At 68.5% G+C, this 19,535-nt stretch carries 20 protein-coding genes; 5 read left to right on the top strand and 15 right to left on the bottom strand.

Annotation, left to right across the window (positions count from 1 at the left end):
• Positions 1-15: 15 nt before the first annotated feature.
• The 6 genes from AC3EF3_RS09590 to mltG are packed head-to-tail and all read right to left on the bottom strand — an operon-like array spanning position 16 to position 4,497.
• Positions 16-678, bottom strand: coding sequence for an ankyrin repeat domain-containing protein (locus AC3EF3_RS09590; RefSeq protein WP_488531925.1), 663 nt, complete (start codon positions 676-678; stop codon positions 16-18).
• Positions 675-1,478, bottom strand: a complete 804-nt coding sequence (locus AC3EF3_RS09585; RefSeq protein WP_488531924.1) for a TatD family hydrolase — start codon at positions 1,476-1,478, stop codon at positions 675-677. The genes AC3EF3_RS09590 and AC3EF3_RS09585 overlap by 4 nt, the downstream gene beginning before the upstream one ends.
• A 22-nt stretch (positions 1,479-1,500) precedes the next feature.
• On the bottom strand, positions 1,501-1,866 hold the full coding sequence (locus tag AC3EF3_RS09580; protein WP_488531923.1) for a PilZ domain-containing protein: 366 nt from the start codon (positions 1,864-1,866) through the stop codon (positions 1,501-1,503).
• Positions 1,863-2,870: a DNA polymerase III subunit delta' gene (locus AC3EF3_RS09575; RefSeq protein ID WP_488531922.1), complete on the bottom strand. Its 1,008-nt coding sequence runs from the start codon at positions 2,868-2,870 to the stop codon at positions 1,863-1,865. Before AC3EF3_RS09575 ends, AC3EF3_RS09580 begins: the two co-directional genes overlap by 4 nt.
• A complete protein-coding gene (tmk, locus tag AC3EF3_RS09570) occupies positions 2,867-3,502 on the bottom strand; it encodes a dTMP kinase (RefSeq protein WP_488531921.1) in 636 nt (211 codons plus the stop codon). The genes AC3EF3_RS09575 and tmk overlap by 4 nt, the downstream gene beginning before the upstream one ends.
• Complete coding sequence (mltG, locus tag AC3EF3_RS09565; protein WP_488531920.1) at positions 3,499-4,497, bottom strand: endolytic transglycosylase MltG; 999 nt, start codon at positions 4,495-4,497, stop codon at positions 3,499-3,501. The genes tmk and mltG overlap by 4 nt, the downstream gene beginning before the upstream one ends.
• 51 nt (positions 4,498-4,548) lie before the next feature.
• On the opposite strand from mltG, the gene ygfZ reads away from it, so the two are divergent.
• On the top strand, positions 4,549-5,457 hold the full coding sequence (ygfZ, locus tag AC3EF3_RS09560) for a CAF17-like 4Fe-4S cluster assembly/insertion protein YgfZ (RefSeq protein WP_488531919.1): 909 nt from the start codon (positions 4,549-4,551) through the stop codon (positions 5,455-5,457).
• Here the strand turns inward: ygfZ and AC3EF3_RS09555 are convergent.
• From AC3EF3_RS09555 to AC3EF3_RS09545, 3 genes are read right to left on the bottom strand one after another with little or no spacing between them, the layout of a single operon-like run.
• The gene (locus tag AC3EF3_RS09555) at positions 5,433-7,571 is read right to left on the bottom strand and encodes an O-antigen ligase family protein (RefSeq protein WP_488531918.1); all 2,139 of its coding nucleotides are present in this window, start codon (positions 7,569-7,571) and stop codon (positions 5,433-5,435) included. The genes ygfZ and AC3EF3_RS09555 overlap by 25 nt on opposite strands.
• Positions 7,568-8,434, bottom strand: a complete 867-nt coding sequence (locus AC3EF3_RS09550; protein WP_488531917.1) for a YbgC/FadM family acyl-CoA thioesterase — start codon at positions 8,432-8,434, stop codon at positions 7,568-7,570. The genes AC3EF3_RS09555 and AC3EF3_RS09550 overlap by 4 nt, the downstream gene beginning before the upstream one ends.
• On the bottom strand, positions 8,424-9,392 hold the full coding sequence (locus tag AC3EF3_RS09545) for an alpha/beta hydrolase (RefSeq protein ID WP_488531916.1): 969 nt from the start codon (positions 9,390-9,392) through the stop codon (positions 8,424-8,426). The genes AC3EF3_RS09550 and AC3EF3_RS09545 overlap by 11 nt, the downstream gene beginning before the upstream one ends.
• Positions 9,393-9,428: 36 nt before the next feature.
• Between AC3EF3_RS09545 and AC3EF3_RS09540 the strand changes: the two genes are divergently transcribed.
• Complete coding sequence (locus AC3EF3_RS09540) at positions 9,429-10,565, top strand: iron-containing alcohol dehydrogenase (protein ID WP_488531915.1); 1,137 nt, start codon at positions 9,429-9,431, stop codon at positions 10,563-10,565.
• A gap of 1 nt (position 10,566) precedes the next feature.
• On the opposite strand, the gene AC3EF3_RS09535 is transcribed toward AC3EF3_RS09540, so the two are convergent.
• The 4 genes from AC3EF3_RS09535 to AC3EF3_RS09520 are packed head-to-tail and all read right to left on the bottom strand — an operon-like array spanning position 10,567 to position 16,042.
• The gene (locus AC3EF3_RS09535; protein WP_488531914.1) at positions 10,567-11,640 is read right to left on the bottom strand and encodes a phospholipase; all 1,074 of its coding nucleotides are present in this window, start codon (positions 11,638-11,640) and stop codon (positions 10,567-10,569) included.
• Positions 11,641-11,650: 10 nt separating this feature from the next.
• Complete coding sequence (locus tag AC3EF3_RS09530) at positions 11,651-12,769, bottom strand: serine/threonine-protein kinase (protein ID WP_488531913.1); 1,119 nt, start codon at positions 12,767-12,769, stop codon at positions 11,651-11,653.
• A 5-nt stretch (positions 12,770-12,774) separates the two neighbouring features.
• Positions 12,775-13,665 (bottom strand): PEGA domain-containing protein, encoded by an 891-nt coding sequence (locus AC3EF3_RS09525; protein ID WP_488531912.1) that lies wholly within the window; start codon positions 13,663-13,665, stop codon positions 12,775-12,777.
• A gap of 49 nt (positions 13,666-13,714) precedes the next feature.
• A complete protein-coding gene (locus tag AC3EF3_RS09520) occupies positions 13,715-16,042 on the bottom strand; it encodes a Tex family protein (RefSeq protein WP_488531911.1) in 2,328 nt (775 codons plus the stop codon).
• A 144-nt stretch (positions 16,043-16,186) separates the two neighbouring features.
• Between AC3EF3_RS09520 and AC3EF3_RS09515 the strand changes: the two genes are divergently transcribed.
• Genes AC3EF3_RS09515 through AC3EF3_RS09505 form a run of 3 tightly spaced genes read left to right on the top strand, consistent with a single transcriptional unit; the run spans position 16,187 to position 18,024 of the window.
• Positions 16,187-16,720: a hypothetical protein gene (locus AC3EF3_RS09515; RefSeq protein ID WP_488531910.1), complete on the top strand. Its 534-nt coding sequence runs from the start codon at positions 16,187-16,189 to the stop codon at positions 16,718-16,720.
• Positions 16,721-16,772: 52 nt separating this feature from the next.
• Complete coding sequence (locus AC3EF3_RS09510) at positions 16,773-17,498, top strand: DUF1223 domain-containing protein (protein ID WP_488531909.1); 726 nt, start codon at positions 16,773-16,775, stop codon at positions 17,496-17,498.
• 25 nt (positions 17,499-17,523) lie between these two features.
• Positions 17,524-18,024, top strand: coding sequence for a hypothetical protein (locus AC3EF3_RS09505; protein ID WP_488531908.1), 501 nt, complete (start codon positions 17,524-17,526; stop codon positions 18,022-18,024).
• Here the strand turns inward: AC3EF3_RS09505 and AC3EF3_RS09500 are convergent.
• On the bottom strand, positions 18,021-18,563 hold the full coding sequence (locus AC3EF3_RS09500) for a methylated-DNA--[protein]-cysteine S-methyltransferase (protein WP_488531907.1): 543 nt from the start codon (positions 18,561-18,563) through the stop codon (positions 18,021-18,023). The genes AC3EF3_RS09505 and AC3EF3_RS09500 overlap by 4 nt on opposite strands.
• A 7-nt stretch (positions 18,564-18,570) precedes the next feature.
• Positions 18,571-19,527, bottom strand: a complete 957-nt coding sequence (locus AC3EF3_RS09495; protein ID WP_488531906.1) for a glutathione S-transferase family protein — start codon at positions 19,525-19,527, stop codon at positions 18,571-18,573.
• Between the last annotated feature and the right edge of the window lie 8 nt (positions 19,528-19,535).

Here is a 19,535-nt window from a genome sequence, read left to right as displayed (position 1 = left end):
CCCGACAAGCTGTTGTCAACGCTTGGATTTCTCCTGCCACGCCTTCATGCCGGCCGTCAGCAGCTCGGCCGCATCTCGCCGGCTTCCGCGGTACGCAAAGTCCAGTGCCGTGAGGCCCAGCTGGTTCTTCAGCGTCGGATCGGCGCCGGACTCGAGCAGCAGTTTCACGGCCGCCGGCGTGCCGTACATGGCCGCCATCATCAGCGGCGTCGATCCGTTCGGCGACTCGGCATCGATATAGGCGTTCTCGTCCAGCAGCATCTGGATGATGGTGACCTGGCCTGTCGTGGCCGCGTAATGCAGCGGCGTCCATCCGGTCTTGTTCACGTCGGCACCGCGCGCCACAAGCTTGCGTGCGATTTCCGCATGACCGCGCAGACACGCCATCATCAATGGGCTCTCGTCCTGCGGCGTGCGCGTTTCGACGTTCGTCTTCGGCCAGTCGACCAGCGCCTGCGCGGCCTTCAGGGATCCTTGCCGCAACGCCAGGTAGAGCCCATCGAGCTTTTCCGGGCTGGGCGTGTTGGGGTCGAAACCGCGTTGGAGCAGCGCGCGTATGGTGGCCGGATCGTCACGCTCGATCGCGGTAAAAAAGTCGTCGTAGGAGCCCGCCTGGACGGAGGAAAATCCAATGGCGACAAAGCACAAGACGAGATACTTGAACCAGTTTCTCATCATGCGCCGACCCTGAAAAGTCGCTCGAAATTGCGGCTCGTGACCTCTCCAATCTCCTCGAGGGACACCTTCTTGATCTCGGCGACCTGCCTGGCGACGTACGGAACGTACGAGGGATTGTTGGTCTTGCCCCGGAATGGCACCGGCGCGAGGTAAGGGCTGTCGGTCTCGATCAGCAGGCGGTCCATCGGGACGAAGGCGGCGACGTCGCGCAGGTCCTGGGCATTCTTGAAGGTCAGGATGCCCGAAAAGGAAATGTGGAACCCGAGGTCCAGCGCCGCCCGTGCGACTTCGGCCGTCTCGGTGAAGCAATGAAAGACGCCGCCCGCCGCCTGACTGGAGCCCTCTTCGCCCTCTTCCTTCAGGATCGCGATCGTGTCGGCCGAAGCCGCGCGGGTGTGGATCACCAGGGGCTTGCGAACCTGCTGCGCGGCGCGGATGTGCGTGCGGAAGCGGTTGCGCTGCCACTCCATGTCGGCGATGGTCCGGCCGCCCTTGCGTTCGTCCATCTGGTAGTAATCCAGGCCTGTTTCGCCAATGGCGATCACGCGCGGCAATTGCGACCGGCGCACCAGGTCGTCAATAGAGGGTTCGGTGACGCCTTCGTTGTCCGGGTGGACGCCTACGCTGGCCCAGAAGTTGTCGTAGGCCATCGCCAGCGCGTGGACCGCGTCGAATTCCTCCAGTGTGGTGCAGATGCACAGGGCGCGGTCGACCTGCGCCTGCGCCATGGCTTGCCGGATTTGCGGCAGCTCCTCGAGCAGTTCGGGGAAAGAGAGGTGGCAATGCGAATCGACGAACATCCGTCGATGCTAACGCCAGCTCCTAGATGGTCTGCGTCGGCCGTTCCGAAGCGAGGTGCCCGCCCAGGATCTCCTCGATCTTGATCTTGAGGAGCTTGGACTTCTCGTCGGCCGGGAAGCGCACGCCGACGCCCTGGGTCCGGTTGGCGGCCGCCCGTGCCGGCGTGACCCACGCGACCTTTCCCGCGACCGGGTAGCGCTGCGGATCGTCGGGCAGCGACAACAGGACGTAGACGTCGTCGCCGAGCTTGTAGTCGCGCGTGGTCGGGATGAACACGCCGCCGTCCGCGAACAGCGGGACGTAGGCGGCATACAGCGCGGCCTTTTCCTTGATGGCCAGCTGGATGACGCTCGGACGGGCTGCGGAATGAGGAGGGGCGGTGCTCATGCGTGGGCTTTCTGGCGCGAGTGTAGGGCCGACCTGCCCTGGCTCACAAGCGCTTCCAGCAACAGGCCCGCGTTATAGGGGTGCTCGACCGTGCGGAATGTCCGCGCAAGGTCGCGTGACCACGCGGCGAGCGCCTCGTAGCCGGGCGGCTGCGGCAAGTCTGCCGGACTGAAGAAGCGCGGCGCGGCCCCGGCCTGCACGGCCATGAGGTCGTGGCAGAGCTTGAGCAGGCCATCGACCAGGCGCGCGGGCGTCCAGTCGGCGACGACGCCGACATCGCCCCGAGCCACGGCCCTCGGCAGCGCGGCCCAATTCCCGGCAGCCACGCCAGCCCGCGAAAGCGAGAGTGCGTCTTCGGGCCGCCCGCCCGCCGCTCGCAGCAACGCATTCACGTCCGCCGCGGGCACCCCTTGCTGCGCAAGCCACGCCGCGGCCTCCGATTCCTTGGGCCAAGCCATCGTGTGGCCCAGGCAGCGGCTGCGGATCGTGGGCAGCAGCTGGTGCGCGGCCTCCGTCGCCAGCACGAAACGGACATCACCCGGCGGCTCCTCGAGTGTCTTGAGCAGGGCGTTGGCCGTGATCGGGTTCATCCGCTCGGCCGGGTAGACCAGTACCGCCTTGCCTCGCCCTCGCCCGCTGGTGCGCTGCGCGAACTCGATCGCATCGCGCATCGCGTCCACGCGGATCTCGCGGCTGGGCTTGCGCTTCTTGTCGTCGATGTCCGACTGCGCCTTTTCGCCCAGCGGCCATCCGAGCTCGATCATGTCCGTCTCGGGCATCAGCACGAACAGGTCGGCATGCGTGCGCACGTCGATCGCATGGCAGCTTTCGCACTGACCGCAGGCACCATCGGGCGTCGGCGATCCGCACAGCCATGTCCGCACCAGTTCGAGGGCGAGCGGGTATTGGCCCAGGCCGGAAGGCCCTTGCAACAGCCAGGCGTGGCCGCGCTGCTGCAGCAGCTGGCGCAATTGCGCCGCGAGCCAGGGCGCGATGCCGCTCATGCGAGCCAGCCCTTCGCTCGCACGGCGGCCAGCACATCGCGCCAGACGCCCGCGCGCGGCTGGTCGCCGGCTATGCGCGCAAAGCGCTTCGCGTCGCCTCGGGCGCGCCGGTCGTAACCCGCCGCCACCCGCGCGAAGAACTCCGCGGGCTGCGATTCGAACTTGTCGGGCACGCGCGCTCCGGCCAGGCGCTGCGCGGCTATGTGAGGATCGAGTTCGAAAAGCAAGGTCAGGTCCGGTTCGCGCAGTTGCCCATCCGGCCCTGCCTGCACCCAGATTTCGAGTTGGCGCAGCACGTCCCAATCGAAGCCGCGTCCGCCGCCCTGGTAAGCGAAGGTCGCGTCGGTGAAGCGGTCGCACAGGACGACCTCGCCGCGGGCCAGCGCGGGCTCGATCACCTGCTTCAGGTGATCGCGGCGCGCGGCGAACATGACGAGCGCCTCGGTCAACGGGTCCATCGGGTCGTTGAGCGCCAGCGAGCGCAGCTTCTCGGCCAGCGGCGTGCCGCCCGGCTCGCGCGTGACGGTGACCGCCCTGCCCTGCGCCCGGAAAGCGTCGGCCAGCGCCTGCACATGGCTCGACTTGCCGGCGCCGTCGATCCCTTCGAAGCTGATGAAAAGACCCGCCGTCATTGGATCTTGCGCTGGTACTTGTTGACGGCGCGATTGTGCTCGCCCAGGCTGCCGCTGAAATGGCTGCTGCCGTCCCCGCGCGCGACGAAATAGAGTGCGTCGCTCTCGGCCGGCTGCACCGCCGCGAGCAGCGAAGCCTTGCCCGGCATCGCGATCGGCGTCGGCGGCAGGCCGACACGCGTGTAGGTGTTCCAGGGCGTGTCGGCCTGCAGGTCGCGCTTGTGGAGGTTGCCGTCGAACGCCGTGCCCATGCCGTAGATCACCGTCGGGTCCGTCTGCAGCAGCATGCCGGCCCGCAGGCGGTTGTTGAAGACGGCCGACACCAGCGGCCGGTCAGCGGCCTTGCCGGTTTCCTTCTCGACGATGCTCGCCAGGATCAGCGCCTCTTCGGGTGTCTTGACCGCCGCGCGCGCCGTGCGCTGTTCCCACGCGGCCGCAAGCCGCTTGTCCATCGCGCGCAATGCACGGCGCAGCACGGCCACGTCGCTGGAGCCTTTGGCGTAGGTGTACGTATCCGGGAAAAAGCGCCCTTCCGGGTGCTGGCCGGCGCGACCGAGCAGGCTCATGAGCGCCTCGTCGCTCAGGTCCTTGGTGTCGGGCTTGAGGGTTTCCTCCTTGGCCAGTGCGGCGCGCACCTGCCGGAAGTTCCAGCCTTCGACCAGCGTGACGGCGCGCAGGGATTCCTCGCCGCGCGCGAGTTTGGACAGCAGGCGCAGCGGCGTGATGCCCCCCTCGAGCTCGTAACTGCCGGCCTTGATCGCACGGCCTTGCCCCGACAGGCGGAACCAGGCATAGAGCAGGTGCGGATTCACGTCCACGCCGGCGTCGTGCACGGCCTGCGCCACGCCGCGCGGCAAGGTACCGGGCTCGATCGAGAGGTCCAGCGGCGCCGAGGGCAGCCGCAGTGGCTGGTGAACCCACCAATAGCCCCATGCCGCCGCGGCCCCGGCAGCCAGTACGAACAAGAACAAGACTGTCGAGAAAAATCGGCGCACCAGCTGGCCCCACGAACCCTGATGGATTGATCGGGTGATGATAATTCAGCGATGACCATTGCCTTGAACGGAGCGGCGGCGCTTGCGCACCTGGGCGTGATCGCCGTCGAAGGAGAAGACGCGGCGAGCTTCCTGCAGGGCCAGCTCACGCAGGATTTCGCATTGCTGGGCCAGGACGAGGCGCGCCTGGCCGCCTATTGCACGGCCAAGGGCCGCGTGCTGGCGAGTTTCGTCGGCATCAAGCCCACGTCCACGCAAATCCTGCTCGTCACGAGCCGCGACGTCCTGGCGCCCACGCTCAAGCGCCTGTCGATGTACGTGCTGCGGGCCAAGGCCAAATTGCGCGATGCCTCGACGGAGTTCGATCTCTGGGGGCTCGTGGGTGAGGCGGCGCACGATGCGGCGACGGAACCCTGGAAAGTTGTGAGACAAGGTGGATCGGCACTGGTCACGCTCTATTCCGCGGACGGCAGCCCGCGCGCGCTGCGTATCGCACCTGCGGGCGCCGACCGACCGGCGGGTCCCACGCTCGACCCTGAGCTGTGGCAGTGGAGTGAGGTGCGCAGCGGCGTCGCCACCGTCACGGCGCCCATCGTTGAAGCGCTCGTGCCGCAGATGCTCAATTACGAGTCGGTCGGCGGCGTGAATTTCAAGAAGGGCTGCTACCCCGGCCAGGAAGTCGTCGCGCGCAGCCAGTTCCGCGGCACGCTCAAGCGCCGCGCGTACCTTGCACATTGCGATCAGGCCTTGAGTGCGGGACAGGAGCTGTTCCACGAGTCCGACGCCGAACAGCCCTGCGGCATCGTCGCGCAGGCGGCACGCGCCCCGGGCGGCGGCTGGGACGCGATCGTGTCGATACAGATCGTGTCGGCGCAAGGCGGGAAGATCACGGCGTCGTCGGCACAAGGCGCGCCGGTCACCGTGTCGCCGGCTCCCTACCCCTTGCTGGCGGACGTCTGATCGGGCGCCGAAGTCGGCTCGATGAGGGAACGCAGGGAAGGCGGCACGCGTTCCCATACCGCGGCGCGCTGCGCGGGCGGGACCAGCGCCAGTGCTCGCGCATACGCTCCCGCTGCCCTGGCCGGCTCATGCATGTCGCGATCGAGCATCTCCGCCAGCTGGAACCAGCCTGGCGCGCGTTGCACGTCCCAGTTCGCCAGCCGCGTGCGCATCGCCTGTTCCGCCGTGGCGTAGTCGCCGTTGCGACGGGCCAGCACGAACACCGCATTGGCCATGTCGAAGTCGATCACGCCTTGCGCCATCGCCTGCCGGCCGACCTCCAGTGCCTTCGCTTCCTGGCCCGTACGGGCGTAAAGCAACACTTGCGCCGAGAGCACCGAGCGCCCGTTCGGCTGCAGGCGCTTGGCGCGCTCGAGGTACTCGGCCGCCTTCCTGGGCTCCCCGATCGCCAGGTAACCGCGCGTCACGTTCGTCAGGATCGCGACGATATTCGGCCGCGAGGACAGGACGCTTTCCCAGATCCAGATCGCATCGGGCCAGTCGCCCCAGCGCGCGAGCTCGTCGGCCGCGGTGGGCGTGATCTTGCGGTAATGCGGATTGATGCGGATGCCTTCGCGCAACAGCGCGAGCATTTCGGACTTGGCGGCGTCCCAGCGCGGGTTCTGCGGATCGCCCGTCCCGGCAATCGTGATGGCGATGCGCGATGCGCGCACGAGTCTGGACTCGGCCCGCACGGCCAGCACGCTGATGTGCCAGGCGAGCCCGATCGCCGCGATCACCGCGGCCGATGCCGCCAGCGACCACGCAGGCTGCCAGCCGAATTCGCCTGCGACCCGCCGCTGCACCGGTGAGAGCCGCAGGTCCGAGGCTGCCAGGGCGCCGAGACAGAGGGCGAACATCGCGCCCGTCGTGGCCAGCCGCCACGCGAAGCCCACGTTGCTCACGATCAGCAGCGCGAGCAGGCTGGTGAGCAGGATCGCGCGCCAGGCCGCTTCGTCTGCATCGTCCTGCTTCCACGTGCGCCACGCCGCCTGCACGAGCCAGGCGAACAGGCCGGCGAGGAACGCCCAGCCGACGAACCCGTATTCGGCCACGAGCTGCAGGAACTCGTTGTGGGCGTAGAAATCGTTTTCGAGCAGCGCGCCTTCCGCCTGGTACCGCGGGATCTCGCTTTCCCACGCGCCGGCACCGACGCCGGCCACCGGATGGGCGGCGATCATGCGCCCGGTCGCACCCCACATCACCTTTCGCATGGAGAGCGACGCATCGCCGGGCGTGATCGCCGCCGTGCGCTTGAACGCGCGTTCCAGCGCCGTCAAGCCATGCGCCTCGGCGGCGAGCTCGGCGTCACCGGTCGGCACCATGCCCAGGCCCCCAACCGTGCCCACGAGGATCGCGACGCTCAGCGCCGTGGTCGCCGCCGGCCAGCCGAACACTGCGAGCCGCGAGCGGCAGCGCCAGGCAATGAGCGGGAACAGCACCAGCAACTGCAGCCACAAAGCGGCCAGGGCACCGCGCGTACCCGTCATGCAGAGCGCGAGGATCACCAGTCCGCCGATGAAGGACAGCAGCGCGACCGCGCCGACCTTGCGGGCGCGCGCGAGCAACCACGCGATGAAGGGCACGGCGCACACCGCGAACTCGGCGAAGAAGTTGCGGTTGACGAAGGTCGAGGCCGGATGGGGCCCTTGGGGAAAGAGGCTGAATGCGAAGAAGAACTGCAGCACGGCCCACAGGGACGCCACCGCGGCGCCGCCTGCGATGCCCCATGCCAGCAGCGGCAGGCGCTCGCGATCGAGCGTGTTCAGCCCCAGTCCCATCAGGAGCGCGAAAAGGAACCAGCGGATCGCCTCGACGCCGGCCAGGTAGGTGTGCGACCAGGCCATGCTGCCGAGCGCGTATGCCATCAGCAGCAGCGGCAACGCCAATCCGGCGTGCCAGCGCAGCGTCACGGTTTCCCGCCGCCGCGACCAGAAAAACACCAGGGCCGCCGACAGCGCGAAGAACGCGACGAGCGCGGATTTCAGCGTGTCCTGCAGCACCTCCTCGACCGGCACGCCCGCGGCCGGAACGAGGAACATCATCAGCGCGAGGATGGCGGCAACCACGCTCATCCGTTCACGAGCGATCGGGTCATCTCGATGTGCGCAATGCCGGCTTCCTCGAACTCGTCGCCGCGCGCGGTGAAGCCCAGGCCCCGGTAGAACGCTTCGGCCGTGCGCTGCGCGTGCAGCACGATCTCGCGGTCGCCGCGCCGTCGCGCAGCCTCCATCAGCGCCTCCATCACGCGCCGGCCCACGCCGGACCCGCGCAGCACCTTGTTCACGGCGACCCGGCCGATCTTCGCGCTGCCGTCGTGCGAGGGAAGCAGCCGCCCCGTTGCGATGCCCTGCCCGATGCGGTTGAACACCACCGCGTGCACGGCGGTCCCGTCCGCCTCGTCCCACTCCATCTCGAGCGGGACGCGCTGTTCATCGACGAACACCTCGGTGCGGATGCGCTGCGCCGCGTCGCGCAGCTCCTTCCACGAGCCCACGCGGGTTTCGAGCACGTCCTCGCCCGCTTCGTAGCTCGTGAGCAGCTCGCGCAGCGGCCCCGGCACCGGTTGGGACTTCTGTGTCGCCGGATCGGCGAAGACGTACACCAGCTCGCAGGTGATCAGCAGTTCGCCATCGCGGAAGATCGCGCCGGTGAACGCCATCGAGGAATTGCCAATGCGCCCGCACTTCAGGGCGATCTCGAGCCGGTCGTCCATGCGCGCCGACGCGTTGAACTCCACCGTCGCCTTCTTCACGTACAGGTCACCGCCCAACTGGTGCATCGCTTCCTCGTACGGCAGGCCGATCGCGCGCCAGTAATCGGCGACCGCGGTATCGAAATACATCAGGTAGTGGGCATTGAAGACGATCTTCTGCATGTCCACTTCCGCCCAGCGCACGCGCAGGCGATGGAAGAACCGGAAATCGCTACGTTTCATGGGATGTGTCGAATGCGTGGGCGAGCGCGCGGGCCGCGTCCTCGTGGGCCTGCCGCGCCTCGCGCAGTGCCCGGCCCATCTTGATGAATTCGTGCGTCACGCCGCGATAGATCTCCAGATCCACCGGCACGCCCGCCAGCCGCAGTTTATCCGCGTAGGCGATGCCGTCGTCGACCAGCGGGTCCATCTCCGCCAGGCCGAACCAGGCGGGCGCCACACCTTCGACATCCGGCGCGTTGAGCGGGGCGAATCGCCAGTCGCCGCGCTGCTCGCGCGGAATGAACTGCTCGAAGAACCAGTCGATGTGCGCCTTCTCCAGCACGAGTCCTTCGCCGAACTTCCTGTGCGACGGCGCCTCGTCGTCCTGCGCGACCCCCGGATAGAACAGCAGTTGCAATGCGATTGGAATCCGCTCGTCGCGCGCCATGATCGCGCCGGCGGCCGCCAGCGTGCCGCCGGCGCTGTCGCCGCCCAGGGCCAGCCGCTTCGTGTCGACACCCAATTCGTCGCCATGACCTGCGACCCAGCGCACCGCGTCCCAGGCGTCGTCGAACGCGACGGGAAACCTGTGTTCGGGCGCCATCCGGTAATCGACGGAGATCACGGCACAGGGCGACAGGCGGCTGAGCTCGCGGCACAGGATGTCGTGCGAGGCGATGCTGCCGATCGTGAAGCCGCCGCCGTGGAAATAGACCAGCAGCGGATACCGCTCGTGGCTGGGCGCGTACAGGCGCGCCGCAATAGCGTGCCCGTCACGAGCGGGGATCGTGAAATCCTCGACCCGCGCCAGCTCGGCCTTGGGCACCTCCAGCACGCCCGCGCCTTTCTCGTAAGCGGCCTTCGCATCCGCGGCCGACAACGTGTACATGGGCGCATACGCGGCCCGGTGCATGCGCTCGAGCACCGATCGCATCGCGGGCGTGAGTTGGGGGTACTGCGGAAGAAAATCGGAAGCCATCGCGCTACAGTGGTGCATCGTAAACGAGTGCACGCCATGGCCTTCATCTACTACGTCACCCAGATCCAGTTGGACTTCGGCGCCGTCAAGCTGCTCAAGCAGGAATGCGAGCGCATCGGCATCACGCGGCCGCTGATCGTCACCGATCCGGGCGTGAAAGCGGCGGGCGTGCTGCAGAAGGCGATCGATGCCCTGCCCGGCCTGCCCGTGGCGGTGTTCGACCAGACGCCGTCGAACCCGACCGAAGCGGCTGTCCGAGCGGCCGTGGAGGTCTACCAGGCGAACAAATGCGACGGCCTGATCGCGGTGGGCGGCGGCTCGGCGATCGATTGCGCGAAAGGCGTGGCGATCGCGGCCACGCACGAAGGCCCGCTGACGCGCTACGCCACGATCGAAGGCGGCTCCGGCCTGATCACCGACAGGGCCGCACCCGTCATCGCGGTGCCGACCACCAGCGGCACGGGCAGCGAGGTGGCGCGCGGCGCGATCATCATCGTCGACGACCACCGCAAGCTCGGTTTCCATTCGTGGAACATCGTTCCCAAGGCGGCGATCTGCGACCCGGAGCTCACCTTCGGTCTGCCGCCCAAGCTCACGGCCGCCACCGGCATGGACGCCATCGCGCACTGCATGGAGACCTTCATGTCGGCCGCGATCAACCCGCCCGCCGACGGCATCGGCCTCGACGGGCTGGAGCGCGGCTGGGCCAACATCGAGCGCGCGACGAAGAACGGCCAGGATCGTGAGGCGCGCTTCAACCTGATGAGCGCCTCGATGGAAGGCGCGATGGCCTTCCAGAAAGGCCTGGGCTGCGTGCACTCCCTGAGCCACAGCCTGGGCGGCGTCGATCCGCGCCTGCACCACGGCACGCTGAACGCGATGTTCCTGCCGGCCGTGGTGCGCTTCAACGCACAGGCCGAATCCGTGAAGAAGGATCGCCGCCTGGAGCGCATGGCCCACGCGATGGGCCTGAAGTCAGGGGGCGAGATTCCCGAGGCGATCAGGGACATGAACGCCCGCCTGGACCTTCCGTCGGGCCTGGCGGCGATGGGCGTGCAGCGCGAGTGGTTCGACAAGATCATCGACGGCGCCATGGCCGACCACTGCCACAAGACCAACCCGCGCCTGGCGACGCGCGAGGACTACCGGCAGATGCTCGAGGAGTCGATGTAAGTCAGAGCGGCTCGACCCGCGACAGGTCGGGTTTCTCGAGCCATTGCGCGAATTCGTCCGCAAGCTGCGCGCTGGCGGACACGGCCGTCGTCCATGCCGTCATGCGTGCCTTGTGGTCCGTGCCGTAGTGCGGGAAGTCGGCGCGATCCGGCAGTTTGGCATTGGGCAGCCGGCTCACCCAGTCGCGATCCGGCGCCAGCACGATGGTGTTGTCCAGGAAATGCGTCGCGCCATGCCGCCACTTCAAACCCTTGTCCAGCCAGCCGGGCACCACGCTCCGCTGGAAATGCGGATAGAGCACGATCGGTCCTGATCCCGCCCGGTCGTAGTTCAGGTGAAGGTGGTAATCCGTGATGCCGCCGTCCCAGTACGCGCCCGGTGGTGCACCCGGGATGTCGTGGATCGCCTTGAGCACGAACGGGATGGAGCAGCTTGCCTGCAGCGCCGGCTGGAAATTCGCTTCGGTGAGCGCCACCTGGCGCGTGCGGTAGTCGCTGGTCGCGAACGGCAGTCCGGGTGACGTCGAGAAGACGACGCGTTCGAGCCAGGCACCCATCACGCGCCGATGCACGGCGTTGGAAAGGAAGGCGCCGAAGTAGCCGAGCGGCGTCGCCACTTTGTGTTCGCGACCGAGCACGTGACGCCCGCGCGACGTGACGACATGCAAGGTGAAGCGCGGGTTCGTCAGCACCTCGTGCACGCGCCCGCCGTAGAACGACTGAAGGCTCTCACCGAACCGCTCGCTCACGTGCTGCGGCAGCGGCGACTTGCGCCCCGGTGGCAGCTCGTAGTCCTGCACGATGTAGTCGCGCTCGAGCCGGCTGAAGGCCGCGATCGGCTCCTTCAGGCACGCGGTGGCCATGCGCCACGCGCCGATCGACGCGCCCACGAGGTGCACGCGTTGCGTCGAACGCGCCAGCCACTCGCCGAAGATGAAGCGGTCCAGCGGGCCGAGGATCAGGCCCTTGGGCCCACCCGCGGCGCCGGGGATGATGCCGACGTCGGCTGGACCGAGGCCGTGTTGCTCGATGTGCCGCCGCACCCGCGGTCCTGCATAGATGCACAAAGCTCGCATTCGCCCGGGCTTATCTGAAGGCGATCACCAACGCGCCCAGGGCCGCCGCAAGGTACGCCAGTGCCCAACCCAGCGCACGCAGGTTGCGACGCCGCGGCTTGCGCGCGGCAGGCTCGCCCCTGCGGTCGGCCAGCAAGCGCCGCAAGCCGGCGGACGAGTCGAACTGCAGCGCGGGCGCCAACCCCCCGGGCTCCGCGGACGCCTCGGAGGCTTGCGCCTCAACCGCAGCCATGGGCGCAGTCGCCGCGTAGGGATCGGCCGGCGCTCGGCTTCGCGCGGCGGCCGGCGCCCGCGCCACTGCCACGCGGCACTGCGCGAGGTCGCGCGCCATCTCGGCCGCGTCCTGGTAGCGGGCGTCCGCGTCCTTGTGCATGGCGCGCGCCACCACCTGCTCCAGCGGCACGGGGACACCCGGGCGCAAGCGGCCGGGCGGAGGTGGCGCCGAATGCACGATCGCATTGAGGATCTGGCCCAGGTCGGCGCCGCCGAAAGCCGGTGCGCCCGCGAGCATTTCGTACAGCACCGAACCCAGCGAGAAGATGTCGCTGCGGTGGTCCACCGGCTTACCGCCCACCTGCTCGGGCGACATGTACTTGGGCGAGCCCATCATGGTGCCGCTTTGCGTGCGCACCTCGGAGGACTTCATGCGCGCGATGCCGAAGTCCATGATCTTCGCCTGGCTCTGGCCCACCAGCATGATGTTGCCCGGCTTGATGTCGCGGTGGACCACGCCGCTCGCATGCGCCACGGCCAGCGCCGATGCGACCTGGTGCGCGATCTCCACGGCCTCGTCCAGCGGCAGCGCCCCCTGCTGCAGGCGGTCGCGCAGCTCGGCGCCTTGCAGCAGCTCCATGGCGATGTACAGCCAGTCGCCTTCGCGGCCGATGTCGTGGACGGTGATGATGCCGGGATGACTCAGCCCCGCGGCGGCCTTGGCCTCCTGGCGAAAGCGCGCCTCCAGGTGCTGCCGCTCCTGCTCGTCGTCCGGCAGCAGCAGGGTCTTCACCGCCACCTGGCGTTGCAGCGACTCGTCATCGCACAGGTACACCACGCCCATGGCGCCACGGCCCAGTTCGCTGAGCACGCGGTAGCGTCCGAGGTGACTGAAGGGGGGCGGGCGGACGGCCATGCGGGTCACCAGAACTTGAAGCGATCGAGCAAGCCGGGCCGGCGCCGCACGGGCTGCGGCGCGGTGAACACGTGCCGCAACTGCATTTCCTCGCCGGGCTCCAGCTGCACGTCCATCAGCAGCGGCTTGAAGCGGCCGTTGCGCACCTCGATCGTGTGTGGTCCCGCCGGCACCGACAGGCGCACAAGCGGTGGGGCGCTGCCCTTGGGCTCGCCATCCACGAACACTTCTCCCGTGGGCCGGACGTCCAGCACGATCACCGCCGGACGGCGCGCCTGCGCGAAATGCTCACGCCCGATGCGTCCGGCCCAGCCCGCGCCCAGCAGCGCGAGCACGCCCCCGGCGGCCAGCAGGTTGCGCCGGCCAGCGCGGCGGCGTGCGGGCTCGGGATCGAACACATAGAGGGCATGCGGCCGCAGGCGTTCGTCCACCTGCTCGCCCGCGGGCTGGAGCTGCTGCGCCAGCTGCGCCGCCTGCAGTGCCAGCGCCTCGCGAAATGCCTGCGACGCGACGATGGGACGACCGGCCGTGAATCCCGCGAGCGCCGCCGCGGTCTCGATGCCGTCGCCCATGACCCGCACGCCCGTTTCGTCCTGCAGGGCGCGCACCGGTCCGTGGTGCAGGGCGATCCCCAACTGCCCGTCGGCCCCGCGCGCGGCAAGTTCGGCACCGGCCAGGGCCACCGCCGGCTCCACCTCACCCACAATGGCCAAGCCGTCGGGCGCTTCGAGCACCACGCGGTGCTCCTCGTCCCAGGCGGGAAGCAGCGCCTCCACCGCGGCGGCCAGGCTCTCGCGACGGGTCTTCTGCGTGCTCGGAAGGTCGTCGGCGAACCCGCGCATCCGCAGGAACAGCACACTGGCCGACACCGGCTGCAAATCGGCGCCGGCCGTCATCCGCGCGAAAGGGTCACCACCATGGCCGTATTGTGCGGCCTGTGCGCCGCTACTTGCGCAGGCCCTGCAATTTGGCGAAAGCTCCCTGCATCGCAGTGCCCATCGCGGGGTTGGCTGTTGCGCGCTGGCCGCGTCCCGCGCCTTCGTACCGGTTCTCGCGCGGGCCGCCCTGCCGTGGCGCGTCGCCCAGCTTCATCGTGAGCGAGATGCGCTTGCGCGTGGCGTCGACCTCGAGCACCTTCACCTTCACGATGTCGCCGGTCTTCACGATCTCGCGCGCGTCGTTGACGAACTTGTGCGCGAGCTGGCTCACGTGCACGAGGCCGTCCTGGTGCACGCCGATGTCCACGAACGCGCCGAACGCCGCGACGTTGCTCACCGTGCCTTCCAGCACCATGCCTTCGCGCAGGTCGGCGATGTCTTCCACGCCCTCGTTGAAACGCGCCACCTTGAAGTCGGGCCGCGGATCGCGCCCGGGCTTCTCCAGTTCGGTGAGGATGTCCTTCACCGTGATCACGCCGAACTTCTCGTTGGCGTACAGCTCGGGCTTGAGCGTCTTGAGCATCTCGGCGCGGCCCATCAGCTCGTTCACCGGCTTGCCCGTGGCCGCGAGCATCTTCTCGACCACGGGGTAGGTTTCCGGGTGCACGCCCGTCATGTCCAGCGGATTCTCGCCGCCGCGGATGCGCAGGAAGCCGGCGCTCTGCTCGAAGGTCTTCGCGCCCAGCCCGCTCACGTCCAGCAGCTGCTGGCGGCTGCGGAAAGCACCGTTCGCCTCACGCCAGCGCACCACCGCCTTGGCCACGCTGGATGAAAGGCCCGACACGCGCGCCAGCAGCGGCACGCTCGCCGTGTTGAGGTCCACGCCGACGGAGTTCACGCAATCTTCGACCACCGCGTCGAGCATGCGCGCGAGCTCGCTCTGGTTCACGTCATGCTGATACTGCCCGACGCCGATGGCCTTCGGTTCGATTTTCACGAGTTCGGCCAGCGGGTCCTGCAGGCGGCGCGCGATGCTGGCCGCGCCACGCAGGCTCACGTCCACATCCGGCAACTCCTGCGTCGCGTACTCGCTCGCCGAATAGACCGACGCGCCCGCCTCGCTGACGACCACGCGCTGGAGCTGGGGCAAATCGTTCGCGAGCCGCTTCATCAGGTCGGCCGCCAGCTTGTCGGTCTCGCGGCTGGCGGTGCCGTTGCCGATCGCGATCAGCGATACGCCGTGCTTGCGGCACAGCAAGCCCAGCTGGTGCAATGAGCCTTCCCAGTCGCGGCGCGGCTCGTGCGGGTAGACGGTGGCCGTGTCGACGAGTTTGCCGGTCGCGTCGACCACGGCCACTTTCACGCCCGTGCGGATGCCGGGATCGAGGCCCATCACGACGCGCGGCCCCGCCGGCGCGGCGAGCAGCAGGTCGCGCAGGTTGTCGGCAAAGACCTTGATCGCGACCTTCTCGGCGTCCTCGCGCAGGCGGGCGAACAGGTCGCGCTCGGTCGACAGCGACAGCTTCACGCGCCAGGTCCAGGCGACGCACTTGCGGATCAGGTCGTCGGCGGGGCGGCCTTGATGGCTCCAGCCCAGGTGGAGCGCAATCCTGCCCTCGGCGATCGACGGCTTGCCCGGCTCCGGCTCGACCGGCAATGCGAGCTTCGCGTCGAGCATTTCCAGCTGGCGGCCGCGGAACACCGCGAGCGCGCGGTGCGAGGGCACGCGCCCGATCGGCTCGTCGTAGTCGAAGTAGTCGCGGAACTTGGCAACGTCGGGGTTGTTCTCGTCCTTGCCCGGCGCCAGCTTCGAGCGCAAGAGGCCTTCGGCCCACAGCCACTCGCGCAGCTGCTGCACCAGCACCGGGTCTTCGGCCCAGCGCTCGGACAGGATGTCTCGCACGCCGTCGAGCACCGCGGCCACGGTGGTGAAGTCCTCGCCGCCCTCGCCCTTCTCCGCTTTGACGAAGGCCTGGGCCTCCTGCGCGGGGTCGAGCCCCGGGTCGGCAAAGAGCTTGTCCGCGAGCGGCTCGAGGCCCGCTTCCCGCGCGATCTGTCCCTTGGTGCGCCGCTTGGGCTTGTACGGCAGGTACAAGTCCTCGAGCTCCTGCTTGGTCGGCGCCGCCTCGATCGCGGCGCGCAGTTCGGGGGTGAGCTTGCCTTGCTCCTCGATGCTCTTGAGGATGGCCTCGCGCCGGTCCTCAAGTTCGCGCAGGTAGGAAAGCCGCGTCTCCAGCTCGCGCAGCTGCGCGTCGTCGAGGCCGCCGGTCGCCTCCTTGCGGTAGCGGGCGACGAAAGGCACCGTGGCGCCCCCGTCGAGTAGATCCACCGCGGCGCGCACCTGCTCTTCGCGCACGCGCAGTTCGGCAGCGATCTGCCGGATGATTTTCTGCATGTCGTATTCGGTTACTGCTGGGCCTCTCGGGGCCGGGGACGCGCGAGTTTGCCACAGGCGCCCACAGCGGGATTCGCCACTCGCTGACACCTGCGCTTGACAACGATGCCAACATTCGGGAACCAACCGATGCAGGAGAAATCCATGCGTGGACGAATCGTTTTCATCGTGGTTGCGGCACTCGTCGTCGCAGCCATCGCGGCGCTCAACTGGCCGGAATTCACGCGCGCCGAGCCGCTGAGTTTCGGGATCATGACGGCCACGCTGCCGCTGGGCCTCGTCATGCTCACCTTGATGGCCATCGTGCTGGCCGTTTTCCTGGTCAGCAGCGCGATCCAGGAGTCACGCTACCTGCTGGACCATCGCCGTCATTCGCGGGCCTTGCAGCAGCAACGCGAATTGGCGGAGAAGGCCGAATCGTCGCGCTTCACCGATCTGCGACAGCACCTGGATTCGCATTTGCGCGACGTGCGCCAGCGCGACCAGGTCGTGTCGACGGAACTGGAGAAGCGGCTGATGCAGAACCAGGGCGAGATGCGCGCCCACCTGGACCGGATGCACCAGGCCGTGTTGGCCCGCCTGTCGGAGATCGAAGCGCGCTTGCCGGCGACACGCGTCGTCGAGCAGGCCGAGCCCGCCCGGGAGAACATCCCGCCGCGCGACCGCGTGCCGCTGTAAGGCGCGCTCCAGTGGCGCGACCAACGGCGAGAACACGCCGAAGGAGCGCCCCATGCGACCCACCCTCATCACCGCCGCCTGCGCGGCCCTGGCCAGCGCAGGCGCCCTCGCGGCGCCGGACGCCGTGTGCCAAGCGCGCTCGCCCGCCACGCTGACGCCCGTGGTCGAGTTGTACACGTCCGAAGGTTGCAGTTCGTGCCCGCCCGCGGACAAGTGGCTATCGACCCTGAAGGAGGAAGCGGCCCAGGGCCGTCTCGTCGCGCAGGCGTTCCATGTCGGCTACTGGGACTACATCGGCTGGGTCGATCGCTTCGCGAACCCGGCGTACACACAGCGCCAGAAACAGGTGGCAGCCTGGAACCGCCAGAGCGGCATCTACACGCCGCAGATCGTGCGCAACGGGCAGGACTGGCACGGCGAGACAGCGACGGGTGCGGCCGAGCCCGCGCGGGCCACGATCGAGTTGCGCAGGACGGCGGGTGACGCGTTCACCGCGACCGTCACGCCGGCTGACGGCGTCGCCAACTGGGCGGCATACTGGACGGTCACGGAGCACGGCCACAGCAGCAAGGTCAGGACAGGCGAGAACGCAGGCGAGTTCCTCCGGCACGACTTCGTGGTGCGCCAGTACGTGCCCGCGGGCGACTATCGCGGCGTGTCATCGCTCTCGCTGCGTGCCATCGCCGCCCAGCCCGATCATCCGCGCCAGGTGAACCTGGTCGTGTTCGATCCGAAGAACGGACGCACGCTGCAGTCGCTCAGCTTAAGTTGCACTTAAGAACTCGGCCGCTACACTGCCGCGCATGAACGCATTACGTGCGCTCGCGCGCCGCGTTTTCATCGCGATCTTCGCGCTGCTCCTGCTGTTCGAGGAATGGGGATGGGAGCCGCTGGCCGCCTTGCTGGCGCGGCTTGCGAAGCTGCCCTTGTTCGCGTGGCTCGAACGACAGATCGGCGCGTTACCGCCTTATGCGGCACTGGCGACGTTCCTGGTGCCGGCGCTGATGCTGCTGCCGGTGAAGGTCGCGGCCTTGTACCTGGTCGCGCACGGGCAAGGCTGGTTGGGCTTGGCCGTGTTGCTGGCCGCGAAAGTTGCCGGCACGGCCGTCCTCGCCCGCCTCTTCACGCTGACGCAGCCGACCCTGATGCGGTTGGCGTGGTTCGCCCTCTGGTACCCGCGCTGGAAGGCATGGAAGGACCGCATCATGGAAGAAGTGCGCCGCACGCCCGCATGGCAGGCCGCGCGCCGCGTCAAGGCCTCGGTCGCCGAGCAGTGGGCGCAGTTCATGCGCGGGTCGAACTAGTCGAACAGCCCCGGCTGCCCACCCAGCTGCGCGCGTTCGATCTCCAGCATCTTCAGTTTGGTCGCGACGCCCCCGTTCGCCGAGAACCCTGTGCCGCTGTTGCCGGCGCCCAGCACGCGATGGCACGGCACGATGGGCGCGAACGGGTTGTGGCCGAGTGCTTGTCCGACGGCGCGCGCGGCGCCGGGCTCCCCGAGGCGCTGCGCGATGTCGCCATATGTCAGCGTGCGGCCCGGCGGGATCGCGCGGGTGATTTCGTAGACGCGCTGATTGAACTGTGGCTCGCCCTCCCAGGCCAGCGGCACATCGGCGAGGTCATCGTGCGCACCTTCGAGCAGCGCCTGCACGCGCCCGATCACGCGCGCGACCCACTCGGGCGGCGCCGCCTCTTCGGCCGTGGGATGGCGATGGCGCAAACGACCCAGCGTGCCGACCCGATCGCCTTCGGGCAGTTGCGCGCTGGCGACCGCATCGGCCGTCCACGCGATGCCGCACGGCCCGATCGCCGTGTCGAAGACGCAGAAGCCGACGGCGTCCATCGCGATGTCAGGCCGCTTCGGCCTTTCGCAGCACGTAGCCGATACGCGGGAAGTGCACGTGCAGGCGGCCGACGCGTGCGTCCTCGCGCTCCAGCGTGTAATGCGTGCGCGTGGCGGCGAGCAGCGTTCCCTCGGTCGGCTCGGTGCCGAAGGTTTCGGGCGTGATCGTCACGCGCGTGCCGAGTGGTATGCCGTGGTCGTCCTGGAACGCGCTGTCCACCAGCAGCTTCTCGGCCACCGGCGCGGGTTCGGCCAGTTCGGCGACCTTGATCGCGTCCGCCGCATCGAACTTCTCCATCACGCCATGGCCAATAGCCTCCATGCGGTCCATCCATTCGCCCACGGCCGGCGTCGCGGCCAGGATGTCGGCCAGCGGCGGCACCTGGTGGCGCGTGTACCAGAGCGAGTGATAGGTCGAGAAATCCGCGATGCAGGGATCCAGGCCGAACAGGTAATCGTGCTCTTCGACCATGTGCGCGATACGGCGCAGGTACGAGCGGTAGGCCGAGGTCGCGTCGCCCGGCCGCAGCCGCACCATGTTCGACGACATCGCCTTGCGGTCCTCGCCGAAAGCCTTCAGCGCCTCGGGCGATGCCTTGGCGAACACGTGCTGCGCGCCGCGCGGCTGCAGGCTGTACGCCATCGCTGCCCAGAACAGTGAGCTGTCGGCCCATTGCGCGAAGATGCGCGACACGCCTTTCAGGTGCGGTGGGTACAGCGCGGGCTCGGGCTGGATGTGCTCGAGTACATCGGCAATCAGTGCCGTGTCGCAATAGATGTCGGCACCGACCTGCAGGAACGGCGTGCGCCGGTAGCCCCCCGTGAGCGCGACGACGTCGGGCTTGGGCATGATCGCCGGCACGATGACCGAATGCCAGACGAGCTTCTTGTAGCCCATCACGAGGCGGATCTTTTCCGAGAACGGGGAGCTGGCGTAGTGATGCAGGATGAGTTGGTGCTGCATGGGGTCCC

This window comes from Ramlibacter sp. GS1-15 (genome assembly GCF_057785015.1).
The sequence above is the reverse complement of the archived record's forward strand: the minus strand, read 5'-3'. Positions and strand labels throughout refer to the sequence as shown.

Bases quoted from the DNA above. Each gene is read 5' to 3' on its own strand.
- AC3EF3_RS09590 (WP_488531925.1), bottom strand. From the start codon at position 678: ATGATGAGAAACTGGTTCAAGTATCTCGTCTTGTGCTTTGTCGCCATT.
- AC3EF3_RS09585 (WP_488531924.1), bottom strand. From the start codon at position 1,478: ATGTTCGTCGATTCGCATTGCCACCTCTCTTTCCCCGAACTGCTCGAG.
- AC3EF3_RS09580 (WP_488531923.1), bottom strand. From the start codon at position 1,866: ATGAGCACCGCCCCTCCTCATTCCGCAGCCCGTCCGAGCGTCATCCAG.
- AC3EF3_RS09575 (WP_488531922.1), bottom strand. From the start codon at position 2,870: ATGAGCGGCATCGCGCCCTGGCTCGCGGCGCAATTGCGCCAGCTGCTG.
- tmk (WP_488531921.1), bottom strand. From the start codon at position 3,502: ATGACGGCGGGTCTTTTCATCAGCTTCGAAGGGATCGACGGCGCCGGC.
- ygfZ (WP_488531919.1), top strand. From the start codon at position 4,549: ATGACCATTGCCTTGAACGGAGCGGCGGCGCTTGCGCACCTGGGCGTG.
- AC3EF3_RS09555 (WP_488531918.1), bottom strand. From the start codon at position 7,571: ATGAGCGTGGTTGCCGCCATCCTCGCGCTGATGATGTTCCTCGTTCCG.
- AC3EF3_RS09550 (WP_488531917.1), bottom strand. From the start codon at position 8,434: ATGAAACGTAGCGATTTCCGGTTCTTCCATCGCCTGCGCGTGCGCTGG.
- AC3EF3_RS09545 (WP_488531916.1), bottom strand. From the start codon at position 9,392: ATGGCTTCCGATTTTCTTCCGCAGTACCCCCAACTCACGCCCGCGATG.
- AC3EF3_RS09540 (WP_488531915.1), top strand. From the start codon at position 9,429: ATGGCCTTCATCTACTACGTCACCCAGATCCAGTTGGACTTCGGCGCC.
- AC3EF3_RS09535 (WP_488531914.1), bottom strand. From the start codon at position 11,640: ATGCGAGCTTTGTGCATCTATGCAGGACCGCGGGTGCGGCGGCACATC.
- AC3EF3_RS09530 (WP_488531913.1), bottom strand. From the start codon at position 12,769: ATGGCCGTCCGCCCGCCCCCCTTCAGTCACCTCGGACGCTACCGCGTG.
- AC3EF3_RS09525 (WP_488531912.1), bottom strand. From the start codon at position 13,665: ATGACGGCCGGCGCCGATTTGCAGCCGGTGTCGGCCAGTGTGCTGTTC.
- AC3EF3_RS09520 (WP_488531911.1), bottom strand. From the start codon at position 16,042: ATGCAGAAAATCATCCGGCAGATCGCTGCCGAACTGCGCGTGCGCGAA.
- AC3EF3_RS09515 (WP_488531910.1), top strand. From the start codon at position 16,187: ATGCGTGGACGAATCGTTTTCATCGTGGTTGCGGCACTCGTCGTCGCA.
- AC3EF3_RS09510 (WP_488531909.1), top strand. From the start codon at position 16,773: ATGCGACCCACCCTCATCACCGCCGCCTGCGCGGCCCTGGCCAGCGCA.
- AC3EF3_RS09505 (WP_488531908.1), top strand. From the start codon at position 17,524: ATGAACGCATTACGTGCGCTCGCGCGCCGCGTTTTCATCGCGATCTTC.
- AC3EF3_RS09500 (WP_488531907.1), bottom strand. From the start codon at position 18,563: ATGGACGCCGTCGGCTTCTGCGTCTTCGACACGGCGATCGGGCCGTGC.
- AC3EF3_RS09495 (WP_488531906.1), bottom strand. From the start codon at position 19,527: ATGCAGCACCAACTCATCCTGCATCACTACGCCAGCTCCCCGTTCTCG.